Origin of the sequence: Echinicola shivajiensis (assembly GCF_018642165.1) — a bacterium.
Lineage (GTDB): Bacteria > Bacteroidota > Bacteroidia > Cytophagales > Cyclobacteriaceae > Echinicola > Echinicola shivajiensis.
The window spans coordinates 1-24,426 of record NZ_JAHHZM010000013.1 but is presented as its reverse complement, the minus strand read 5'-3'; the positions used below and the strand labels follow the sequence as shown (position 1 = coordinate 24,426).

The following is a 24,426-nucleotide window of genomic DNA, read 5'->3' as shown; positions in this document are numbered from 1 at the left end:
CAAACAATTCATGCAACAAATTTTAATCACTGGCGGAGCTGGATATATAGGTTCCCACACAGCCGTAGCCTTGGTAAATGCCGGTTTCGAGCCTATTATCATTGACAATTTTTCCAATTCAGAAAAAACAGTTCTAAATGGACTTGAAAAAATCCTCAATCGTTCTGTAAAATGTTACGAAGGGGACTGTAATGACCGTGAAATGGTTAGAAATATTTTCAAGGAAAATAATATTTCTGGTGTTATCCATTTTGCAGCTTCCAAGGCTGTGGGCGAAAGCACCCAGATCCCTTTAAAATATTACAGCAATAATATCAATTCCTTAATTGTATTATTGGAGACAATGAAGGAATTCAATGTAAAAGACATCGTATTCTCTTCATCCTGTACCGTATATGGCCAACCAGACGAGTTACCAGTAAAGGAGACCACCCCTAGAAAAGATGCCGAAAGCCCTTATGGTAACACAAAGAAAATCTGCGAAGACATCTTAATGGACCATGTAAAGAGTGGTGCAGCAGCAAGAGTGGTAGCCCTAAGGTATTTCAACCCTATTGGCGCCCACCCTACTTCCCTTATTGGTGAATTGCCTATCGGAGTACCAGCAAACTTAATCCCATTTGTCACTCAAACGGGAGCGGGTATTAGAGAAAAGATCACTGTCTTTGGGGATGATTATGACACTCCTGACGGCACTTGCATCAGAGACTATATCCATGTTATGGACTTAGCCGATGCCCATGTAAAATCCATCCAATACCTTACGGACAAAAAAGACAACTTCTTTGATCTTTTCAATGTTGGAACAGGAAATGGGAACACTGTGATGGAAGTTATCAAAGCTTTCGAAAAAGTAAGTGGAAAACCGCTTAATTATGAATTGGGACCAAGAAGAAGTGGAGATATCGAAAAAGTATGGGCCAATACTGACAAAGTGAGCAAAGTCCTAGGCTGGACACCTGAATACAATTTGGAAGATGCCTTAAAAGATGCCTGGAACTGGCAACTGACTTTGGCTAAATAATATTAGTGTTGTGTTGCTTCATAACTACCGTTACTTAGGTACTCAAGGTGACGAAGGACTGTCAGGTTGAGCGGAGTCGAGACCCTGTTCAAACGACAAATAACACTTGCATCAATAAACATCACCAAATATTTTCAGACCGAACGGAGTCGAAGTGTTAACATCACTTCGACTTTGCTCGGCCTTATCAAAACAACTATTACCCAACTGGCCTGTAATGTCGCAAACAAAACGGCTTGGTTGGAATTAAATTAGGCCTTGAATTACAAATACTTTATTTTTTATCCAGGGTCATTTCAAAGCTTGGATACCACTTTTCCCCATTAGGGGAATACTTGCCCACTTCATACCATTGACCTGAATCATTTAGACTGATCACATATTTCATTTTTCCACCTTGGGGAATATCAAAACCCCACTCAAAATGGCTTTCGCCAAGTGCTTTAAAATAGGCATCTATGCTTAGGCCATTTCCTCGCCAAACCTTCATCTCATACTTTTCTTGCCATTGATTATAGGTGATCACAGCGACAGCATTGAATTTCAAAACTCCCTCCACAAAGCCTTTCCCCTCGATTAACAGCATTTTCCCTTCGAGCTTATAGCTCACTTCCTCATATTGCTTCAACTCGATAAGCTCTCCAGCACCCTGCCGGCTTGTTGCGATTCCAGCCCATTCTCCTTGCAAGAAGGTCAATTTCCCCATAGCCTCATCCGCTTTGTTCTGCGCCATTGCAAAACCTGATAACACCCAAAACAGTGCAAATACAAATACCTTTTTCATGGTTGATATTTATTGTAGGAATCCTAAACATAAAGCAGTTTAAAAAATAAAGCAAATGGAATCGCTTCAAGCCAATGAATCCACAATCCTATTCTTCAACTATTTCAATAGTTTTTAGTATATTTAGTAAAATCATTTAGATCATGGGACAATGGCTACTTTTTTGCGTAATAGGACTTTTTTATGCCTGCCAATCAGGACCATCAAGATCTGAAAAAGAGCATGAAATTGTATCCTCAAAAAGTTTTGTGGATTTTGGCGAAAATCTCATCACTCCAAAAACATTCAACTTAACCATCAGTAAATACAAGGACAAAAATGCACATATTTTCATAGACCCTAATCTACAAATTGTCATCAGCGACTTAGACAAAAAACTACTGATTGACATCATTCCTTTAAAGAGAGGTGATGGACCAAAACAACTGCAGTTACACCCTAATAAAGCCATCCCCATTTTTGATGATCACTTTTTAATAACTTCACTCACCCATTTCTATATCGTTAATAATAAAGGAGAAGTAGTCAAAAAAACTGACTTACAAAACTCTGTAATTGGAAAGCTTGGTGAAAAATATCATGAATTTTTCCTTTCAGGTGCTTTGACTGCGTACCCTAGAACCGATGAAGGAGATATTATCATTCAACTAAAAAGAAATTTTTCGGTCAACCTTATCCATACAATTCCTTACCCAATATTTCCACATTTCCTTAAACTTCAAATTGACCCAGAAAATTGGGAATTCAATTTCGAGCAATTGCCCATTTTCTTTCCAGAGGAATTCATAAAATCGCCTGACCTCAGTTATAAAAACAATGAAAACCCAAGCTATTCAGTTTCAGGAAACTTTTTAATTTATCAATATTCCTTTTCATCAAAGGTATTCTTCTACGATTTCACTAGCGGGAAAACCAGAAATATAATGTTAAATCCTTCTTCAGGAGACAATTTCTCTCCACCTGACCGACGACCTTTAGCAAACTTTGAAAGTACTTCCTTTGGTCTGCCATATATTGACGAAGTTAATCATATAATATATCGAATTAGAACAATTATCAACTTAGAAGATGGAATGGAAAACCAGAGATACTTGGACCTATTCTATGAAGATGGTGAACTGCTTAAGGAATATTACCTCGGAAAAAACAAAGACCTACTATACTCCGGATTTTTCGGGTTCAAAGACCAGTATAACTTGACACCCTTTGAACCAAGTACCTCCGATGAGCATTTGGAATTTTTCCAGTACAAATTGGTGGAAAAGAATTAAAAGAAATACAATCGGACTTTAAGCTATCTGACATTGCTGTTTCATTGGATTTTGATAATGAGCTCTCAGAAATATTAAACGAGCGATAACGGGTTCTATTCTAAACCATATTTCAACCAAAATATCACAGCACTTATCCGGTGATAGAGAGCATTTTAATAGTAAATTAATGAAGAAATTACAATAAGTTACCTTTTAAACCTTAATATAAAGACTAATATTTAATAGATCATCAAGGGATCAATATTCTGAAAGAAGATTTTTAGTTACAACTTCATTTTCAAAACAAACCAATTCAGGGATTAAGCTTTTCCTGCTTTTAATTTTTTGGTCACATCTTCTCCTCCATTTAGCAAATATAATAGTGGCATAGGGCGGTCTTTTCCTTCTATAAACTGTGGACGCGCATTCCAAGGAGCAACAGAAAGTACATTACAGAAATCCATCCAAAACTGAAGCCTTGCCGGTTCAAGGTCCCAAGTCATATGAAAGTGATTTGCAGGAGCATATTGTTTATATTCCAGCATGGAAGCATATTTGGGAACAACAAAAGTATGTGGCCAAGTAGGATTGGCTCCCTCACAAATTTTTTGAGCCAAATCTTTTGGTAATTCCACTGTTTCAGCCTCATCCCAGATCATAGAAAACATCCCTGATAAGGAACTAAAGGCCAAGCGGGCAGCCAAGCCCTTGATTTCCCCTGGGGAGATAAAGTGAACCGAATTGCCCAAATAATAAAAATAATCCACTGCTTTGGGAAAGCTGATCTTTTCCATAACCTCCTTTTCTGAAGTTCCCGGCACTGCCGCCCAGTTGAATGAGGCGGAACCAGAATTCACACCATCAACAAATCCTTTTTGCATCCAAGGCTCATTACCAGATGCCTGATAGCCATTTTGGGCGGCAAACTCAGCTACATCCTCTTTTTCCCAAACCTTTCTGAAATCCATAAACAAAGGTGGATTCCCCCCTGAAAGCCAAGTCATAAACAACTGTGTCAACAGGGCCTGCACATCTGCCTCTGTCGCAAAAGGCTGCACAGACTTAGGTCCATTATGGTCAAAATCACTATTGAACAAGGACTCCATAATGTCCGCCACAGGCAATTGGATCCCACGATCATCGGATCCCCATTCCAACTGGCTCATAAATCCTCCACCTACAGCATCCAACTCCTTCATCAGATCCCTAACGATCAGATAAAGCGCCAAGCTTTGGTCTAGCAATTCACTATCCTTTTCCCCATCAGGTAACTCTATCCTCTCCCCTGCATGATTTTCCAGCCAACTCCTCAGTTTCTTTAACTCTTCCTTATCATAAGATTCCTTTTTCAGCATATCTGCCAGCAACTTCATATCCAGTCTAGTTATTTCCAAACCGAACTGGTTCCTGGTTTCCAACACATGTGGCAAAGCGGTCTCCATGCCCATGGAGTCATGCCCGAAAACGACTACCCTTTTACCCTTTAGGCCCTGAAAGGTTACTGCAGCATAGCACCAATCGATTAAATCCTTGGCTGTTTCTGAACTCATTTCGGGATTTTGACCTGAATCCGGCCATTTACCCACATTGATGTGCGTGAGCTTTCCATATTGGGCTATAGCACCAGAAGTAGCATGGGTATAAACCACCCCTGGACGGGTGCCACTATTACCCGTTGTAAAATTGACAGGAATATCTTTTGGAAAATGTGAAAGTAAAGAAATGGTAGTCAATTGCGGAAAGGACCAGGTATCTGGCACACAAACTAGAATATTGACCCCCACCTCTTTAAACTGAAGAGCTACCTGATCCGCTTGGGCCTCGGCATCTATCAAGACATCCGAATAAACCACATCTACAGCAGCGCCGCCAGGCAATATCACCTTTCCTGCTAATACATCTGCAGCGTGCTTTATGAGGTTAATACTGCGTTCCCTGCTTGCAGCATCAATGCGCGGATCGCAAGGGGCAAAGACTCCAATCACAGGCTTACCTGTATTTGGCCTGACCTCTCTAGACAATAATTTCGCTTCCATATTGAATATTTTATCTATTGATATAGCTATTTCGTTGCTTTTTCTTGAATACTAAAGAGAGTAGAAATCCAGAGAAAAAAATCACCATAGTACCGATCACAATGGTCAGATTCGTATGTATAGGATTTCGGAAAGAAAACCATGGTCCTTCAGTAATGAATATTGGAGTCAAACTCATCCAAGAAATCACCAGAACACCAATTACTGCTGCAATAGCAGCCTCCAACTGATTGACATTTTTTGAAAAATAAGCCAGTAAAAACAGGCCCAAAACACCTCCACTAAAAACAGAAGACAAGGCCCACCATGCATCCAAAGCACTTTTCACCTGAATCATTGCCAATGCAACCATCATACTTAGCAGCCCCATGAACACTGCCGATCCAACCAACACTTTAAAATTGTTTTTCCTGTTTGAAAGAGATGGAAAATACTTCTTGAAATAATCGGTAAGTATCACAGTGGAAGAACTGTTCAAACTGGTTGAGACTGTACTCATCCCGGCAGCAAAGATAGAAGCTATCAGCAAGCCCGTCATTCCTCTTGGGAGTCCATTGACAATGAAAAAAGGAAAAATCTTGTCCCCTGCATCTGCTGCTCCTAAATCAGCAGGAAGCAAATCCGGTTGCACCTGATAATAGGCAAACAGGGCTGTCCCAATAAAAAAGAATAAAAGCGAAACGGGCACATACAAACTACTTCCAAACCAAGTCGATTTGATCGCCTCTTTATCGGATTTGGCACTCATGTATCGTTGTACATAATTCTGATCTATTCCGAAATTTTGAAGATTGATAAACAAACCGTAAACCAAAATCCCCCAAAAGGTGGTTTCGCTCAAACTTATTCCAAAGCTTCCTAAACTAAATTTGCCTTGTCCCCTACCTATTTCTATCACTTGCATTGGCCCCTCAGGCATAGAAAACAAAATAATTACCAAACAAAGTATGGCGCCCAGGATCAAGACTATCCCCTGAATTGCATCTGTCCAGATGACCGCTTCGATACCGCCCAGGGACGCATAAATGATAACAGAAACCCCTGTCACAATGATAATGGTCATAATATCCCAACCCAATAGGGCATTCATTGGCAAGGCCAACAAATACAATATGGTTCCCATTCTTGCCAACTGAGTGAGCAAGTAACAAATAGAAGCATAGTTTCTTGCCCATGACCCAAACCTGGTTTCCAGGTAATAATAAGCTGAGGGACTTTTCAACTCCCTATAAAGCGGAACAAAGAATTTAACAGCTACTAAGGCGGCTATCGGAATTGAAAGACTAAACACAAAACTGTTCCAATTGCTCATATAAGCATTACCTGGCAAAGCCAAAAAGCTGATACTACTTACGAAGGTGGCAAAAATGGACATTCCTATAGCCCAGGCAGGCAACCTCTTTCCTCCCACCATATAGTCATCAGTAGTTCGACCTTTTCTGAAATAGAATGAAGCTCCGAAAAACAGTATGCCCATCATGTATACTAAAAAAATGACCAGGTCTATTACGGGTAATTGCATGGGGTTATTGGGTTATTAAATGATTCTCTATTTATATTTTCTAGGGAAAATAATATATGAGCCAATTCTAGTCAATTAGCCCTGCTTTTTTCTGCATCATTTCCCTTATTCCCCTTAAATTAGCAGCTATCTCCTCAATTTCTTTTTCTCTAAATCGATGTAATGGAGAAGCCATATAATCATTACAGATTCCCATAATCTTCAATACTGCCTTAATTCCTTTCAGATAGCTGGAACCAAACTTACCCAGGGAATACAGCTTTGATGAGATTTCCATTACAATGGCATGGAGGGCTCTGACAGTAGCTATATCACCTGCTTCTGCTGCTTCATATAGTTTTACATATAACTCAGGAAACATATTGGCACCACCATTTACCCCCCCGTGAGCGCCAAGCAAAACTGTTTCTGCCATTATTTCTTCCGGCCCCACAAACAAGGAAAAATCTGATCGCCCTTTCATCTTGTTCATTACATTATTGAAATAAGCGTTATTGCCAGAACTATCCTTTAAACCTACTATCCCCTCATATTTAGACAATGTCCTCACTGTGTCAGGTTCAATAATAATTTTGGTATGAGAAGGCATGTTATAAAGAAACAAAGGTAGGGAAAGCCGCTCCACCAAAAATTCATAATACTCTATTAATTCAGGCTGGCCAAGATTAAAATAATAAGGTGGTGCAGCAACCACAGCTGAAGCCCCCTCCTTCTCTGCTGTCTCCGCCAATCGCAGACTCTCAGCTGCAGCAGTATCCGTAATCCCTACCAAAACTGGCACTCTGTCATCAACTATTTCACAAGTTCGTTTGACTAGCTCGTGACGAATAACATAAGAGAGGCTTGTAGACTCTCCTGTAGTCCCCAAAATAAAAAGTCCATGAACTCCTCCAGCCAAAATATGATTAACAAGACGTTCAAGTCCTTTCAAGTCAAGATGGTATTCATCCGTAAGCGGGGTGACCATCGGTGGAATAATCCCTTTAAATGGCCGAGGTATATTATAAGTTGTCTTCATCACTTAATAATACTGCTTTTATCTGTTTCAGACTATTATGCAGTAACACCATTAAGCAATCGAACACAAAATATTCAAATAGAATTGGCTATTCGCCAGCAATACGAAATATTATATCGAACCAAAAATATTCTCATTTAGTCAATGGCAATTGAAACAGCAGGGCTCAATTCTTTAAGCATCCATATAGTACAGGTAAAATGCCCAGAATCACCCAATGGTTGATCCAAACGCCTAAAACCTTGTCTTTTATAAAGACCAATGGCATTTTCAAATTCGGGAATGCTTTCTATATACAGCGACTTAAAACCAAGTTCTTGGGCACTTTCTGTACATTTTTTCAATAAAGCCTTCCCTATTCCCTTTCCCCTTGAAGAGGGAGCAAGGTAAAACTTCACTAACTCTGCCACCTCTCTGGGCAAGCCTTCTGTGGGATATACGCCACAGCAACCTAATATTTCTCCACTGGCTTCTGCTATCCAAAAAACTGACTTAGAGGTCCTTTCAAAAAGCCCATATAAATCCTCCATATCTGGATCTGCGAAAACGGTTCCCTCACGAGGAGCATCAAACTCAACAAAAACGTTTTGAATCAATTCCTTTACGGCTTGGTTATCCTTGATTTGTATAGGACGGTATTGAATGTTCATAAGTGCAAAAATAATAATAAGCCGTAAAGCGGCTATTTTCAATCAAAAGAAAAAAAGTATCCCAATTGCTCAGGATACTTTTTGGTTTGGATTTAATTAAACACTAATCGAAAATATATCTGATGCCCACCTGACCTCTCCATCTTGACAGGAAGTCACTAACAAAGTAAGGATTTCCATTGCTTAGCCCAGATCCATCATAAGAGTAGGTGGGTATCTTTGTACCATCTTCATACCCATCAAAGTTGATTAATGAGAAGGAGTTATTGTTTACACTGTATTGTCGACCCCATTCCTTACTAATCAAATTGCCCAGATTAAACACATCAAATGAGAACTGTAACCTATGGTTGGTATCCCCGACAGTTTTCAATTGGAATTCATGCATAAAGCGCATATCCACTTGATTGGTCCAAGGAAGCCTATCACCATTCCTTTCGACATAATCACCTCTTCTTGATTTTAGGTAATCATTCCCCTCAATAAAACTATTTAACATATCCCACTGCCTTGTCTGTTCTTCAGGCGTACCTGTAAAATTTATCTCCCCAGAGTTGGCAGGAACATAGATCAAGTCATTACCAAATGTCCTGTCATTGTTAATATCTCCATCATAAACATAGGATACTGGAATTCCAGATTGCCCATTATAGAATAATCCTATAGTGGTAGCAGAACCATTTTGGTATTCTATTCTGTAATTCACTGAGGCAATCACTCTTGATCGGATATCATTATCAGCAAATCCAATCCCAGGATTATTTCCACCGTTCACATTTTCCACATATCTCCAGTTGGAAAATGCCTGACTGGAAGTACCTCCATTCACGTCCTTGGATTGCCCATAAGTATAGGCCGCACTCAAGGACAAACCTCCTTCAAAAAATTTCTGAAACTGCCCAGTAAGGTTATAGGCATACCCCTTGTCAGTATTTGTTAATAAGATGACATTATTAAAATTATCATTGATAAAACCATTGAAATAAGTCCTGTTATCAGGGCCTCCTTCAAGTGTTCCATCTTCCATGATATTCAGGTTTTTAAAATCTATGTTTTTAAGGTTTTTGGTATAAATGGCCTCAAACGTACCAATGATCCCCCCAGGGAACTGATGGTCAATGGCTCCATTTAACCTAAACACTTGTGGAAACTTGAAATCCTTATCCGTTACATTCACTTCCGAAATGCCAAGAGGCTCATTAAGATCTTCAGCATCAGGCTGGCCATAGGGATCTGGCACAAATGTAAAATCCTCTCTTCCTTCAAAATCCCCCAAACTGCCATCATTTCTGAATAAAGAAATTCTAGCAAATTCATTCCCTGTATTGGTATATTGGTTGGACAACCAAACAAAAGGCACCCTACCAGTAAATAAGCCTATACCACCTCGAACCTGAGTGGTTCCATCACCATTGACATCCCAGTTCACCCCTACTCTCGGCGAAATCATCAACTGGCTTCCTGGCATCTGATCCGTAGCCACATCATATTCTGCAAAAGCTTCATTGAAAGCAGTATTTACAGAAGGCTCTTCAGAGAAAGTTGGGATATCAAGCCTGATTCCTGCAGTTATCTTCAAATCCCTGCTGGCCTGATATTCATCCTGAACATAAAATCCTAATTGGTATGCATTAAATTCTGCTCCTTGCAATGGATTATCTGTCCTGGAATAAGAATAATCGTAGCTTCTTGGCAGGATCTCAGCCGCTGTGCCCACCGTTTCGAAATCCTCCAAAGAATGGTAAGAATAAGCACCAAAATTTTGTCTGATGAACAGGTTATAAGTTTTGTAAAACTCATTGTGTGTACCTACCGTAATGGTGTTTTTACCCTTATAAAAAGTCAAATTATCCGTAATGGTCAGTACATCCTGATCCAACTGATTTGCTGTGGAGAAAGGCTCCGAACCGAAGTTAATACTTCTCCCTCCTCCTAATCTCACATTCACAGTAGGAAATGGATCTCCCAAATAATTCCTGTCATCCCTTACTGTGGTATATCCTATTCTTAACTCGTTGGAGATATCCGATCTGAAGTTACTGTTAAGTTCCAACACCGTACTGTTGGTAGTTGAAGGGAAGTACTCTCCATAATTATAAAAGTTTGCTTCATTAGGGCTTCTAAAACCATCGATGTTTTCCCCAAATACATAAGAGTGCCTTAGGGTAAGTTTATTGTTCTGGTTAATATTCCAGTCTAATCTGGCAAAAATCTTTTCGGAATTGGTCTCATTACTATATTCCCCAAATGGGCCAGGTTCATAGCCCAAGCGATTAGCGACTGCTTGCACCCTTTCCATCTCCTCTACACTGATGTTGGAATTACTGGTACCCGGTCTATATAGTAAAGGCTGGGTACGGCTGGTCACCTCACCATTGGCAAAGAAGAACAATTTATCCTTTATAATAGGACCTCCAAGTCTAAACCCAGTCTGATAATCTGAATAACTGTCCAGTCTAGTTCTTTCTTCATCTGGACTTTTGCCCACCAAGCTTTCATTATTAAAATAGTAATAAACCGAACCTTGGAATTCATTATTACCCGAACGGGTAATGGCATTGATACCACCACCTGTAAAACCTCCTTGACGAACATCATAAGGAGCTATCACTACCTGAACCTGTTCTATGGCATCCAAAGAAATGGGCTGAACACCTGTTTGCCCTCCATTGGTCCCTGAAGCAGAGAGCCCAAAAACGTCATTGTTGACGGTTCCATCTATAGCAAATTGATTGTACCTGTTATTTTGACCTGCAAAGGATATCCCGTCTCCTGCAGTGGAAGCCTGAGGAGTCAGTCGAGTAAAATCATTCAGGCCTCTTGAAATGGAAGGCAAAGAATTGAGTTGTTCATTACTAATGCTAGTAGCAGCACCAGTTCTCTCATCATTCATCACAGGATTTCTGACTGCAAGGACTTCTACTCCCTCAATCATAATCCCCTCCTCCTGAAGCATCACATCTAAGCTAAATGCTTGCCCCAAACGCAGGTTAATATCTTCGATAATTACGGTCTCAAAACCTATATAAGAGACTTCCACAATATAGGGGCCCCCAACACGCATTCCTTGAATAGTAAAACGGCCATCTATTCTAGTGGAAACACCATACTTAGTTCCTGAAGGCGAATGTATCGCTACAATATTGGCTCCAGGCAAAGTTTCACCAGAGGCGTCAGTCACAACCCCTTGCATACTTGCAGTAGTAACTCCTTGTGCCCAGGCCATATTCAAGACACCAAGTATCATTAATACTGTCAATAAATTTCTTAGTAGTAATTTCCTCATAGACTTAAAAACTGTTTAGAATTTGAACTAATTAAACATAAAATTATAGGACTTTTAGATGTTTTATTTTTAATATTTATTAATTATAAACTCCTAAAAAAGTAGTCTAATTAATATCAAATAAAACTTCATTTAAAACAATATTCTAAATATAATCACTAAATAAGGCCAATACAAAATCAAACAACACAAACACCTTATTTATTAAAACCTTTAAATCGTCAAAAGCAAAAAAGAGACTTATGTGACATATATCCCATTAAATATAATTTAAATACATTTTTTATACACTCATTGATACTTTTTGTCCCTTCAGCACTATTCTAAAATTTTATTATCTTCAAAACTCCTTACAAATAACCATGCAAGCCTATTAGAATAACCCACTGAAAAACGGGCAATTATTTGTATCAAAAAGGTTCAACATATACCATTAGATTTAACCACAGAAAAATTTATGCAGACTAAAGGAATTGGCTGGCTTTATCTTTACCTCTTTTCAGGATTGGCTGATATAGCCTTGATCACTCAGCAGCAGGAACAAATGAGGTTTATATCAAAACCATTGCTGATGATATCCTTAACTGCCTATTTTTTGAGCGCCACTTCATTGATAAAGAACAGCTTGCTAAGAAAATCAGTAGGAGCGGCCTTGGTGCTATCCCTGATCGGTGATGTGTTTTTACTGTTTCCCGAAATGTTTTTGTACGGTCTAGGGGCCTTCTTTATTGCCCAAATATGTTATATCATTGCTTTCAAGCTTATCCAAAACCATCAGATAAACCTTAGGCAGATCAACTTTCTGAAAATCTTCTTTTATAACCTGCCCATTTATATTGCTGCGGCCATAGTTTACTTCCTCATCAACGACAGCCTCCACCAACTTAAAACCCCAGTAGTTTTATACATCTTGGCGATGGTCATGATGGTAAGCACCGCACGAGAGAGGTTCAAAAGGACAAATACACAGAGCTTCGTTCAGGTATTCCTGGGCGCAATACTTTTTTTGATTTCAGACAGTATTTTGGCCTTAGACCTGTTCTTTCAGCCAATCAACAATAGTGGCCTTTTGATCATGGCCACATATATTCTTGCCCAATTGCTAATTGTCATGGGCATCAGAAGTCACCTTGTTTACAGTCCTGTCAAAACTAAAGACCAATAAAAAAGCAGGTACCTCTAAGGCACCTGCTCAAAATGTATATTCAAAACTATTTGAAATTACTTCTTTAGATCCAATTGAATACTCAACTCTTTTAATTGATCATCAGCAATGACACTTGGAGAATCAATCATTACATCTCTTCCAGAATTGTTTTTCGGGAATGCGATATAATCTCTAATTGAGTCACTACCTCCAAATATGGCGCAAAGTCTATCAAAGCCAAATGCGATCCCTCCGTGTGGTGGGGCACCATATTCAAATGCCTCCATAAGGAACCCAAACTGGGCTTGTGCTTCCTCATCAGTAAAGCCCAAATGCTTAAACATGGTCTTTTGAGTATTTCGGTCATGGATTCTTATAGAACCACCACCGATCTCAACACCATTGATCACCAAGTCATAGGCATTGGCCCTAACTGCTCCTGGATCCGATTCCAGTAATGCAATATCCTCTTTCTTAGGAGATGTAAATGGATGGTGCATGGCATGATACCTTGCAGTTTCCTCATCCCACTCCAATAATGGAAAGTCTAATACCCAAAGAGGTTTGAAGACATTCTTATCTCGAAGACCAAGATCTGCGCCCAATTTCAACCTCAATTCAGAAAGCTGCTTTCTCGTAGCATTCTTATCTCCAGAAAGGATCAACATCAAGTCTCCTGGATGTGCGCCCATTTTCTCTGCCCAAGCTTTAAGGTCTTCCTGGCTATAGAATTTATCTACAGAAGATTTAAAGGATCCATCTTCATTGCACTTCACATATACCAAACCTTTGGCTCCGATCTGCGGACGCTTCACCCACTCGGTCAATGCATCCACCTGCTTTCTGGTATAGCTGGCAGCACCTGGTGCACAAATACCAACAACCAGTTCAGCTGCATCGAAAACATTGAAACCTTTGTTCTGAGCCAAATCATTCAGCTCAACAAATTTCATGTCAAATCTAAGGTCAGGCTTATCATTACCATAATATTTCATGGCATCGGCAAAAGTCATTCTTTCCACTTCTGGTAACTCTACCTTTTTCACCGTGGAGAACAAATGCTTCACCAAACCTTCAAAGGTCTGCAAGATATCTTCCTGATCCACAAAGGACATTTCACAGTCTATCTGAGTAAACTCAGGCTGCCTGTCGGCCCTTAGGTCTTCATCTCTAAAACACTTTACTATTTGGAAATAACGGTCAAATCCACTGACCATTAACAATTGCTTAAAGGTCTGAGGAGACTGTGGCAATGCATAAAACTCTCCTTGGTTGATCCTGCTAGGCACCAAAAAGTCCCTAGCCCCCTCAGGAGTAGATTTGATCAACACAGGAGTTTCCACTTCCATAAAATCTTCCGCATCCATGAACTTTCTAGTCTCCTGCATCATATGATGTCTTAGCTGAAGTTTTTCACGGACTACCCTTCTTCTCAAATCCAAGTAACGGTATTTCATTCTCAATTCCTCACCCCCATCAGTTTCATCCTCAATGACGAAAGGAGGAACTTTGGCAGCATTCAATACTTCCAAAGCCACCACCTTCAATTCAATATCTCCGGTAGGAATCTTATTGTTTTTAGAAGTTCTTTCAATCACTTCTCCTTTGGCCTGAATAACAAATTCTCTTCCTAAAGAAGCAGCTTTATCCAATAGCTCCTGATCACTGGACCCTTCTTCAAAAATCAATTGGGTAACGCCGTATCGGTCTCTTAAATCCACCCATACCAATCCACCTTTATTTCGGACCCGTTGTACCCAACCAGAAAGTGTCACTTCCTTGCCCACATCCTCTAAGCGCAACTCTCCACAAGTATGTGTTCTTAGCATATTTTTATTGTTTTATTCAATATTGATCGCCAAAGATAATAATTCGAATCACAGTTTACTATTATGACAAAGAGTATAACATATTTTTATGATCTTTTTTTCGGCAAAGTTCAAAAAATAGCGAGCTTTGTGTCTCGGTTTCCAAGAAAATAACAGAGAAAATCCACTAAACCAAGTAATGAGTACCAAGCTACTGGTAAGTGGCTCAAAAAAAGGCCCAAACGCTTGGAAATTGACCTAAATTTAAACTAATTACCGTATTATTTAATCGCCAAAATCAAAATTAGGGAATGAAGAAAAAATGGATCGCAGCAGCAGGAGCAATGCTGCTGGCGGCGGCAGGAATTGGATACTACCAATTTAATCTTGAGCCGGAAAGAGAGGTCGTGGTAGAAGAAACTCAAACACCTGTTGAAACAGAAATCGTAAAGGAAAAAAACTTGCTTTACGGCATCGATGTAGATGACTTAGCTGTTGTCGAAGGGGTAGTGGGAAGGAATCAAACACTCTCAACCATACTGGCCCCTTTTAATGTCCCCTACCAAATCATTGACCAAATAGCGAAAAAATCCAAGGACATTTTTGATGTCAGGAAAATCGCCTACAATAAGAAGTACACTGTCCTGACAGCCAAGGACAGTAGCTCCACAGCAGCGTTCTTTATCTACGAGCCCAATGCTGCGGAATTTGTAGTCTACAAATTGGATGGTAAGGATATATATAAAGAGGCCAAACCAGTAGAATATAGGAAAAGGGAAGTCGCAGGACAAATCACCAGCTCCCTTTATGTAAATATGACCCAACAGGGCATCACCCCGGACTTAATTGACCAGTTTGCAGACCTTTACGGCTGGAGCGTAGATTTCCAGCGCCTGCAAAAGGGAGACAAATACAAAGTAGTTTATAACGAAAGAGTGGTTGAAGGAGAAGTGGTAGGAGTTGATGATATCCAAGCAGCCTTTTTTGAGCATATGGGACAGCCTTATCATGCCATTCCTTTTGAACAAAATGGACAGGTTTCCTTTTTTGATGAGAAGGGCAACAGTTTTAAGAAGGCCTTTTTGAGAGATCCGGTTAAATTTACTAGAATTAGTTCCCGATATAACCTCAGAAGATACCACCCAGTACAAAAAAGATACAAAGCCCACCTTGGCACAGACTATGCTGCACCAAGAGGAACGGAAATCAGAGCAGTGGGTGATGGAACCATCATTGCTGCCAGTTACACTGGAGGCAATGGTAATTATGTTAAGGTTAAACATAACGGCACATACACTACCCAGTACTTGCACATGTCCAAAATAGCAAGTGGGATAAGGAATGGCGTAAGAGTAAAACAAGGACAAGTAATTGGCTATGTAGGTAGCACCGGTTTGGCCACAGGACCTCACCTTTGTTTCAGGTTCTGGAAACATGGCAAACAAGTTGACTGGTTAAGAGAGGAAATTCCGCCTTCAGAACCGATCTCAGAACAAAACAAACTGGCTTTTGAAAGAGTAAAACAAGAAAAACTTGATTTGCTAGCCTCTATTCCTTATGAAGAAGGACAAGATGAAGACAGGTTATTAACAGAGAGATAAAAAGACAAATTGGAGGTCCTTAAGATTTAAGATTATATCTCTCTAATGATTCAGGATATTTCAATAAAAGATTACATAAAAAATAAGGCGGTCAATTGACCGCCTTATTTTTTTGTTCAAATCTCTTTTCTTTACTATAAATTCATGATCCAAGCTCCTTCATAACCCGCTTTTCTCACTTGGGCCAACTGCTTACTAAGCTCATTGGCATTATTGCTTTTTATAGCATAACAATAATATAATCCGCTTGCATCATCAATGAAAAAACCTGCATCAGCAAATCCATTCAATCTTGAATTCAAAGAGTGCTTAGTAGCGTTGGTGCTGGAGGAAAACACTCCAGTCACCACTACTGTTCCACTTGCTTCACTGATCAAACCTTTTTTTTTAAGATAAGCCATCTTCTCTTCCTGAATCTCTTCATTGGAAGCATTGATGTTCTTTTCATTTAGCATCAACTTGATTTCTGTTCTTCTGTTCAACTGGTGTTCTGCTTCAGTACAGTTACCATCCTCACAGCCATGTACAGGGCGGGTCTTCCCAAACCATTTATAGGAAATTCTGCTTTCAGCTATTCCCCTTTTTGTTAGAAAATCCCTTACCACCTCAGCTCTTTTTTCTGAAAGCCCTTCATTATATGCTTCAGAACCTCTTACATCGGTATGTCCTTCCAACGCCAATTGAATGCCTTCTCTTTCCTTCATTAGAAGCAATAAACGTTCAAGTTGTTTCACTCCTTCTGTTCTTAAAACCGCTTGGTCAAAATCGAAATAAACGGTAGGTACATTCATTTGGATACCCAAATTCGGCTTAGAACACAGATCCAATAAGTCCGCAGGTAATTCATACTCCTTGCTTTCATCTGCAAAGGCCATCAACACTAACTCACTCCTGCGGTTCATTTGGTGGGAACGCTCTGGACATGGTACACCATCGCCACAATCATTGGCCAATTCCTTTTCACCAAACCACTCTTCATGCACCCTATTTGAAGCTATTCCTTTTTGTCCCAAATAGGCCGCAACAGCATCTGCTCTAGTATTACTCAATTTCTCATTATACTCATCTGAAGCCCTCGCATCTGTATGTGACCTCACCATTAAATCCAAATAATCGTGCTCATTCATCAATGAGGCTAGCTTATCCAATACTGGCTGAGCATCACTTCTGATCATCGATTTATCCAGGTCATAATATACCAAATCCACAAACACAGTAGTCCTATAAGGAATTGGGATCAGTGTATATTCCCTTTCTAACAAAGTACCTTCCATCCCTACAGAACTGATGCCTTCATCATGCACAGGGAAATAACCTTTTTTACTGATCTTCAATTCATAATCTGCTTCAGGTGCAATATTAGCTTTGATCTCTCCTTCAACATCTCTCTCCAAATCAATGGCCTTGTCCATGTCTTTTTCTATAAACTCTGCTACAAATCCATCAGTAATTAAATCTCCATTACAATCTTCCACCTTGGCCAAAAACCTCCTGTACATATCTTTGATCAGGTAAATATCGTCATAGCCCATACCTCCTGTTCTATTTGAGGATAAATATTGACTTCCTTCTTCTGACAATGTCATAGCAAAATCATCCTGCGGTGAATTGTATGGAATACCCATATTTTTCACATTAGAAAAGCTACCATTATCAAAATCTGCTTTGAAGATATCAAGACCTCCTAATCCAAAATGTCCATCAGAAGAAAAGTAAAAATGCTTACCAAAAAGGAATGGATCTCTTTCATCTCCACTGGTATTGATGGCTTCACCTAAATTCTTGGGCTCACCAAAGTTGAAATCCTTGTCATATTCTATCACGTAGATATCAAACCCACCGTAACCACCTTCCATGTCAGATGCAAAATAAAGCTTGTTGCTAGACTCATCAAGGAATGGATTGATCAGTGAATACTTCAGCGCATCATTCAAAGGGAAAGCACTATAGTCAGCAAATTCACCATTCTCACCTATTTTACTGAAATATATCTCAGGGTGAAAATCAACAAATTCATCTTGATTTTGGCCAAAATCCATTTCTGGATTGACCATTTTTCTGGTTTTCACTTTCTTACCATCTATTCTTTTCACCTCACGGGTTACTGTATAGAATGCCACGGCTTGCTCTTCCAAAAAGAACGGGTCTGCAAAATGGTAACTATCAGGAACTGGTGAATTCAAGCTGGCAACTTGTCCATCTTTATTGATTTTATAAACTGTCAAGAAATCTCGACCTGTCCAAGCATAATGATCTTCATCAATTTTATTGGAAACATCAAACCTCAATGCAGCTTTTCCTGAACCACCTTCAGCTCCTCTGTCAGATGCAAAATATTTATTTCCTTTGGCATCCATTACCATTCCGAAATCTGCAGATGATGAGTTCAAAGAATCAATGCCCACAGCTTCCAAAGCTACAGGCTTATTGTACCAGCTCATCATAGAATCAAGGTTGATCTTGTCCAGCTTGCCGTCTTTAGGCAAAGAGTCCAATGCCACTACCAATTCACCCATCTTTCCAAGCTGGTTGGCTGCAGCCGCAAAGCTCACATAATCCTGAGTGCTGGCTTCTTCAAACCCAACAGTAGTTTTCCACCATTTATAGGCATTATCATAGTCGTTCAGCTTTTGGTAGCTTTTTGCTGCCATCTGCGCCGCAACATACTTGCCCTTTTTATCAAAAGCCTTTTCATAAACCTGAGCGGCTTCCTCATAATTAAACAACTTATACTGTTTATCAGCATAACGAAGGAGAGCATTCTGGCCAAAAGCCGGTACTTGGCTAAATCCTATAAATGCACCCACAAACAGAAGTATAAAAATCCTTTTCATATCTAGAACCATCTTGGGTTTTTCATTCTAATATTTTTAGGAGTAATATAATAACCCACAGAAATCTCATGGGAATTGTTTCTTAAATTACTCAAAACATTGGTACTATGATCATAAGCATACCCAATTCTTAAATTATTAGTGGCAAAAATTTCAAGTATTGCCGCAATAGAATTCCTCTTGGATAAACCTTCCTGCAAGGCCTCATTGCCATTGCCCATGTTGGAACGATAGGATCCTCCCAACCATATAGTCTGCATAAAGAGGAACATACCATTGATATCATAATTGGTTGCACTTCCTTTTTCTTCCTTGATCAAGATGGATGGCTTGAACTGTACATCATCTGAAATCGGAAGCATGGCTCCTGCGGTAAAATAGTAATGAAAATTATGATAAGCCAAGGCAATATCTTCTTTCTCAAGTGCCTTCTTTCCTACCAAATTATACACACTTATACCTGTATAAAACCTTGCTGTGTTAAAGAAAATCCCTGTATTAACATTAGGTGTAAAAACATTTACCCTTCCTTCAGGAATATTATTATCTCCAAAATCATTCGGATCTAGCATGGTACCATCTATAACATATTCAGAAACCCCTGCACTTACCCCCAAACCAAGGAATGACCCACGCCCTGTCTGGATTCTGTAAGCATAAGTTAACATGCCCGAAGAGGTCTGCGAAGGCCCTATTTTATCTGACATGATAGAAGCACCAAATCCCATGGTACCTTCATTGGCGCTTAAATCTGCCGTAATGGTGAAGGTCTTAGGAGCGCCTGGGAAATTAACCCATTGGCTTCTATAGGTTGATTGAATATAGGGTACTCCCTTATAACCGGCATAACCCGGGTTCACATGCAGTCCATTGAATATGTATTGGCTGAACTGCGGAAGCTGTTGGCCAAAAGTACCCTGGGTAGCCGTGAAGGCTACCACTAGGGACATTATGAAAATTTTAAAAATACTTTTCATCTTTTTATCAGCTTTTAGTTATCGAATTCACTTCCATCCTTAATCACTTGGATCCAGCCTTTAAAGATATGCTGCTCTCCTTGTCTGTCAGTTACTGTCAGTACGTAGAAGTAGGAACCTGCATTAAGGCCTTCTGCTGTCCAATCCTGCTGGTAATCTTTCGCTTCGTAAACGTGGTCTCCCCATCTGTTGAAGATCACAATCTCGTTTTGCTCAAATTTATCCAGACCTTTAATCACAAACTGATCGTTCTTATTATCGACATCTCCTGGTGTGATCACATTCGGGATGAAGAATGGTTCGATAACATTTTGATCTATCGCTGTATTATCATCAGGATCAATTTCGTTTTCCGCTGCATCAACGGTCACTTCATTGATCACATTTCCTGATGCCTCAGCTCTCACTGTCAGCGTGATGGTAAGCTCTCCTCCCACAGGGAAGAATGGTACGTTCCAAGTTACATTTTGTCCGTTCACATTCATTTCAGGAATTATCTCATCACTACTGCTCACATAAGTTGCATCCACAAAGCTTACATTTGATGGAAGTCGATCCGTAACTAGGACATCACTTGCATCCGCTACTCCTTCGTTTCGAACTACTATCTGGTAGTCGAATTGGTCACCTTCATAAATCTCCGCTCCCATGGACGATTTGGTAATGCTCAAGTCAATGTCTGCCAACTCAATCACCACAGCCGCTGCTTCATCACTTATTGTGTAATCTCCCGCAGTAGCTGTTGCCACGTTGATTGCTGTACCTTCTGCAAGCGCCATTACTTGGATATCGAAGGAGATAGATTCTCCTGGTGCCAGACTTGGTACTGACCAAACTGTCACTTCTCCATCTATTGGCTCTCTTGTAGAGGACACCATCATATATTCAGCAGGCAACAGATCTGACAACACTATATCCTCAACTGTGAATATACTATTGTTGGTTAAGCTGATCATATAAGTTACCATTTCACCTACTGTCGCATTGGTCACATTCACCGTTTTGCTTATGCTCATTGACAATGGCCTCACCTCAACGGTTACCTCTGCAGTTCCACAGATTGGATCAGGGATACTTACATCACATACTTGATAAGTGAAGGTATCTGTACCACTGAAGTTCGTGTCAGGAACATAGGTAATTGTTCCATCAGGATTCACAGTCACCGAACCATTTGCCGGTCCATCGACCACTGTTACACTTGAATTATCCAACTCAACAAAGTCTGTAGCATCATTGTCCAGGACATCGATATTAACTTCCTGATTCTGATTAGTAGTCACTTCGTCATTCATTGGCAACACCTCATTGGCAACTATTCTGAAAGTCACTATTGCATCATCCATATTGCTTGGATTAAGTTTTTCTCTCAACTCATATCTCAAGGTGTATTCTCTGGCCTCAACTCCTGGAAGTATGGACAAGGTACCGTCAGCTGCGATCTCCAAACCTATGATGCCATCCAAGTCAACAAACTCAAAGTCTACATCATCTGGGCTTACATTCTGTCCATTCAACCTATCGTTTAGCAAGATGTTTCCGAAGGCTCTAGAGTTAGGCCTATTGAAGACTCCGAAGTTATCATCATTAGCTATGATTCTGTTGAAAGAAGCTCCAGACTCTTCACTTGCATCATCTTCAATTGTGTTACCCTGTGGATCATTAGCAGAAGCATTCGCCACGTTAGTGACACCTCCATTATCCAAATCACGCTGAGTAACAGTATAAACTGTATTGAATGATTGGCTTTCACCTGGAAGCAAGGTCGCTACAGTTTCTTCAAATCCTGTCAATGGATCACCAACAACGACATTGTTTAGCGTTACGTTGCCAGTATTTGTCACCGTCAAAGTATAAGTGATTTCTTCACCTATTACACTGAAGCTTTCCTTATCAGCAACTTTGTCTAAATTAATTCCAGCGCTCAATTCAGCAGGAACTTCCTCTTCGTCTCCAAACTCGTGATCGTTATCTCGAGGGCCTTTGCCTATAACAGAAGCTTGGTTATTTACGAATCCTCTATCTAGATCTTCCTGAGTTACTGTGTAGCTAGTATTGACAGTTACAATTACTCCCGGAGCTAGACTTGCTACATTATGTACTAGCCCTGTAAGAGGATCTACTATGATAATGTTTGACAAGGTTACATTGCCTGTGTTGGTTACATGGATTTCATAATCCAACACATCACCAACTTCATCGAAGTTTTCACTTATCGCTACTTTATCCAAATGGATACCTGGAGTTTGGTCCGCGTCAATGGTTACTTCATCACTATCACCTTCTTCTCCACCTGCTGGTGCATCAGCAGTTACAGAAGCCATATTTGTCAACATTCCGGCATCCAAATCTTCCTGAGTGATCACATAAGTTGTGATCAACTCTTTTTCTTCATTTGGCATCAGTCCACCTACATTCTCATCCATTCCAGTTAAAGGATCTGTGACTACCACATCGCTTAGGCTCACATTACCTGTGTTGGTTACTGTCAAAGTATAGGTGATCAATTCACCAAGTTCACTGAAGGAATCCTTATCAGCAGTTTTGATCAAATCAATTGCGGCAGATTGAACAATCATGGTTACCGCATCATCCTGGGCATCTGCAGTCTCGTTGCTGCTCACTACTGCTACGTTAACCAAATCGGATCCTGCATCGATATCCACTTGGGTCGCTTCGTAAGAGGCGCTGTATTCCCATGCTTCAGTCAGATCCAACTCACCGTCATTGTCAGTATCACCACCTACAAAGGTTGCTCCGCCTGCAAACTCATCCACTACACTTACTCCCGTCAAGCTTACGTTTCCAGTGTTTGTTACTGTAATCGTATAGTTTAGGATAGCCGGTGCACTGATCTCAGCAACATCTACTACTTTCTCGATAGCAATGCCTGCAGATTGAGTAATGGTAGTGATAGCGTCATCTTGTGCTTCCGCTGTCTCATTACTGCTTACAATCGCAGTATTAATCAAGTCAGCTCCCGCATCGATATCAGCTTGAGTTGCTTCATAAGTAGCACTATATTCCCAAGCCTCAGCTAGATCAAGTTCTCCATCATTGTCCGCATCTCCACCTACGAAAGTTGCTCCGCCTGCAAACTCATCCACTACACTTACTCCCGTCAAGCTCACATTACCTGTATTGGTAATCGTAATCGTATAGGTCAATGTAGTTGGTGCATTGATATTAGCGTCATCAACTATTTTCTCAATCGCAATACCCGCGGACTGAGTAATGGTAGTAGTTGCATCATCCTGCGCATCCCCTGTCTCATTGCTGCTTACAATCGCAGTGTTAACTAGGTCAGCACCTGCATCGATGTCAGCTTGAGTAACTTCATATGTAGCACTGTATTCCCAAGTCTCGGTCAAATCAATTTCACCGTCATTATCTGTATCTCCACTTACTAAAGTTGCTCCACCTGCGAATTCATCCGCCACAATTACATCAGTCAGACTCACATTGCCAGTGTTCGTAACAGTGATTGTATAGTTCAGAGTAGTCGGTGCACTGATCTCTTCTACATCAACTGCTTTCTCGATGGCTATTCCTGCAGACTGGGTGATGGTTGTCAAAGCATCATCACTAATTGGGTTTCCTAACTCATCCACAGTCACCGTTACAGTGTTCACCAATGGATTGCCTTTATCAATATCACTTTGTGTGACATTATATTCTGCAGCATATGTCCATTTCTCACCCACTTCCAATATACCGTTTGCATTTACACTTTCAGTTGGAGTGCCTAAGTCTCCTGATCCGCCGCCAGGCATTACATCCACAGGGGACACATTATTAAGGCTGATATTACCAGTATTAACAATTTCAATAGTGTAAGCAAGGGTTGAAGGGGTGTTAATATTACCCAAATCAACAATTTTATTCACAGTGAATGCCGGAGACTGCGTGATTGTCGTTGTCGCATTATCCTGCGCATCAGCAGTCTCGTTGCTACTTACAATGGCAGTGTTAACCAAATCAGCTCCTGCATCTATATCCGCTTGAGTAGCATCGTAAGAGGCACTGTATTCCCATGCTTCAGTCAGATCCAACTCGCCGTCATTGTCAGTATCACCACCTACAAAGGTTGCTCCGCCCGCAAAGGCATCCGCTACGCTTACCCCGGTCAAGCTTACATTACCAGTATTGGTTACCGTAATCGTATAGTTAAGGGTAGTCGGTGAACTGATATCAGCCACGTCTACCACTTTCTCGATAGCAATGCCTGGAGTCTGCGTGATCGTCGTTGTAGCATCATCCTGCGCATTTCCGGACTCATTGCTGCTTACAATGGCAGTGTTAACCAAATCAGCTCCTGCATCTATATCCGCTTGAGTAGCATCGTAAGAGGCGCTGTATTCCCATGCTTCAGTCAGATCCAACTCACCGTCATTATCTGCATCGCCACTTTCAAGGGTAGCCCCGCCCGCAAAGGCATCCGCTACGCTTACCCCGGTCAAGCTTACATTACCAGTATTGGTTACCG

Annotated in this window: 14 protein-coding genes; 4 read left to right on the top strand and 10 right to left on the bottom strand. The window is 40.4% G+C overall.

Annotated features, from left to right (window positions below):
• The first annotated feature begins 10 nt into the window (after positions 1-10).
• Entirely contained in the window at positions 11-1,024 is a 1,014-nt protein-coding gene (galE, locus tag KMW37_RS17175) for a UDP-glucose 4-epimerase GalE (RefSeq protein WP_215225893.1), read from the top strand.
• Between the two features lie 274 nt (positions 1,025-1,298).
• Here galE and KMW37_RS17170 read toward each other — a convergent pair whose 3' ends face one another.
• Positions 1,299-1,808: a hypothetical protein gene (locus tag KMW37_RS17170; protein WP_215225892.1), complete on the bottom strand. Its 510-nt coding sequence runs from the start codon at positions 1,806-1,808 to the stop codon at positions 1,299-1,301.
• Positions 1,809-1,951: 143 nt separating this feature from the next.
• Between KMW37_RS17170 and KMW37_RS17165 the strand changes: the two genes are divergently transcribed.
• Positions 1,952-3,079, top strand: a complete 1,128-nt coding sequence (locus tag KMW37_RS17165; protein ID WP_215225891.1) for a DUF4221 domain-containing protein — start codon at positions 1,952-1,954, stop codon at positions 3,077-3,079.
• A gap of 302 nt (positions 3,080-3,381) precedes the next feature.
• On the opposite strand, the gene KMW37_RS17160 is transcribed toward KMW37_RS17165, so the two are convergent.
• The 5 genes from KMW37_RS17160 to KMW37_RS17140 form a co-directional block, all read right to left on the bottom strand.
• Positions 3,382-5,097: a hypothetical protein gene (locus tag KMW37_RS17160; RefSeq protein ID WP_215225890.1), complete on the bottom strand. Its 1,716-nt coding sequence runs from the start codon at positions 5,095-5,097 to the stop codon at positions 3,382-3,384.
• 10 nt (positions 5,098-5,107) lie between these two features.
• A complete protein-coding gene (locus KMW37_RS17155; protein ID WP_215225889.1) occupies positions 5,108-6,619 on the bottom strand; it encodes a sodium:solute symporter in 1,512 nt (503 codons plus the stop codon).
• 67 nt (positions 6,620-6,686) lie between these two features.
• Positions 6,687-7,637 carry a dihydrodipicolinate synthase family protein gene (locus tag KMW37_RS17150; protein WP_215225888.1) on the bottom strand — a complete coding sequence of 317 codons (951 nt, stop codon included), beginning with the start codon at positions 7,635-7,637 and terminating at the stop codon, positions 6,687-6,689.
• A gap of 137 nt (positions 7,638-7,774) precedes the next feature.
• A complete protein-coding gene (locus KMW37_RS17145) occupies positions 7,775-8,287 on the bottom strand; it encodes a GNAT family N-acetyltransferase (protein WP_215225887.1) in 513 nt (170 codons plus the stop codon).
• A gap of 103 nt (positions 8,288-8,390) precedes the next feature.
• The gene (locus KMW37_RS17140) at positions 8,391-11,573 is read right to left on the bottom strand and encodes a TonB-dependent receptor (protein WP_215225886.1); all 3,183 of its coding nucleotides are present in this window, start codon (positions 11,571-11,573) and stop codon (positions 8,391-8,393) included.
• Between the two features lie 457 nt (positions 11,574-12,030).
• On the opposite strand from KMW37_RS17140, the gene KMW37_RS17135 reads away from it, so the two are divergent.
• Complete coding sequence (locus KMW37_RS17135; protein ID WP_215225885.1) at positions 12,031-12,738, top strand: lysoplasmalogenase; 708 nt, start codon at positions 12,031-12,033, stop codon at positions 12,736-12,738.
• A gap of 56 nt (positions 12,739-12,794) precedes the next feature.
• Here the strand turns inward: KMW37_RS17135 and aspS are convergent, their stop codons facing one another.
• Entirely contained in the window at positions 12,795-14,549 is a 1,755-nt protein-coding gene (aspS, locus tag KMW37_RS17130; RefSeq protein ID WP_215225884.1) for an aspartate--tRNA ligase, read from the bottom strand.
• A gap of 290 nt (positions 14,550-14,839) precedes the next feature.
• On the opposite strand from aspS, the gene KMW37_RS17125 reads away from it, so the two are divergent.
• On the top strand, positions 14,840-16,129 hold the full coding sequence (locus tag KMW37_RS17125; RefSeq protein ID WP_215225883.1) for a M23 family metallopeptidase: 1,290 nt from the start codon (positions 14,840-14,842) through the stop codon (positions 16,127-16,129).
• A 134-nt stretch (positions 16,130-16,263) separates the two neighbouring features.
• On the opposite strand, the gene KMW37_RS17120 is transcribed toward KMW37_RS17125, so the two are convergent.
• From KMW37_RS17120 to KMW37_RS17110, 3 genes are all read right to left on the bottom strand, one after another.
• Positions 16,264-18,963 (bottom strand): OmpA family protein, encoded by a 2,700-nt coding sequence (locus tag KMW37_RS17120; RefSeq protein WP_215225882.1) that lies wholly within the window; start codon positions 18,961-18,963, stop codon positions 16,264-16,266.
• Between the two features lie 2 nt (positions 18,964-18,965).
• The gene (locus KMW37_RS17115; RefSeq protein ID WP_215225881.1) at positions 18,966-19,940 is read right to left on the bottom strand and encodes a PorP/SprF family type IX secretion system membrane protein; all 975 of its coding nucleotides are present in this window, start codon (positions 19,938-19,940) and stop codon (positions 18,966-18,968) included.
• Positions 19,941-19,954: 14 nt separating this feature from the next.
• The coding region (locus KMW37_RS17110; protein ID WP_215225880.1) for a DUF7507 domain-containing protein at positions 19,955-24,426 on the bottom strand (4,472 nt) is incomplete at its 5' end.

What these genes read in the sequence shown, in the direction of transcription:
- KMW37_RS17135 (WP_215225885.1), top strand. Translation starts at nt 12,031, where the DNA reads ATGCAGACTAAAGGAATTGGCTGGCTTTATCTTTACCTCTTTTCAGGA.
- aspS (WP_215225884.1), bottom strand. Translation starts at nt 14,549, where the DNA reads ATGCTAAGAACACATACTTGTGGAGAGTTGCGCTTAGAGGATGTGGGC.
- KMW37_RS17145 (WP_215225887.1), bottom strand. Translation starts at nt 8,287, where the DNA reads ATGAACATTCAATACCGTCCTATACAAATCAAGGATAACCAAGCCGTA.
- KMW37_RS17170 (WP_215225892.1), bottom strand. Translation starts at nt 1,808, where the DNA reads ATGAAAAAGGTATTTGTATTTGCACTGTTTTGGGTGTTATCAGGTTTT.
- KMW37_RS17140 (WP_215225886.1), bottom strand. Translation starts at nt 11,573, where the DNA reads ATGAGGAAATTACTACTAAGAAATTTATTGACAGTATTAATGATACTT.
- KMW37_RS17160 (WP_215225890.1), bottom strand. Translation starts at nt 5,097, where the DNA reads ATGGAAGCGAAATTATTGTCTAGAGAGGTCAGGCCAAATACAGGTAAG.
- KMW37_RS17120 (WP_215225882.1), bottom strand. Translation starts at nt 18,963, where the DNA reads ATGAAAAGGATTTTTATACTTCTGTTTGTGGGTGCATTTATAGGATTT.
- KMW37_RS17125 (WP_215225883.1), top strand. Translation starts at nt 14,840, where the DNA reads ATGAAGAAAAAATGGATCGCAGCAGCAGGAGCAATGCTGCTGGCGGCG.
- KMW37_RS17115 (WP_215225881.1), bottom strand. Translation starts at nt 19,940, where the DNA reads ATGAAAAGTATTTTTAAAATTTTCATAATGTCCCTAGTGGTAGCCTTC.
- KMW37_RS17155 (WP_215225889.1), bottom strand. Translation starts at nt 6,619, where the DNA reads ATGCAATTACCCGTAATAGACCTGGTCATTTTTTTAGTATACATGATG.
- galE (WP_215225893.1), top strand. Translation starts at nt 11, where the DNA reads ATGCAACAAATTTTAATCACTGGCGGAGCTGGATATATAGGTTCCCAC.
- KMW37_RS17150 (WP_215225888.1), bottom strand. Translation starts at nt 7,637, where the DNA reads ATGAAGACAACTTATAATATACCTCGGCCATTTAAAGGGATTATTCCA.
- KMW37_RS17165 (WP_215225891.1), top strand. Translation starts at nt 1,952, where the DNA reads ATGGGACAATGGCTACTTTTTTGCGTAATAGGACTTTTTTATGCCTGC.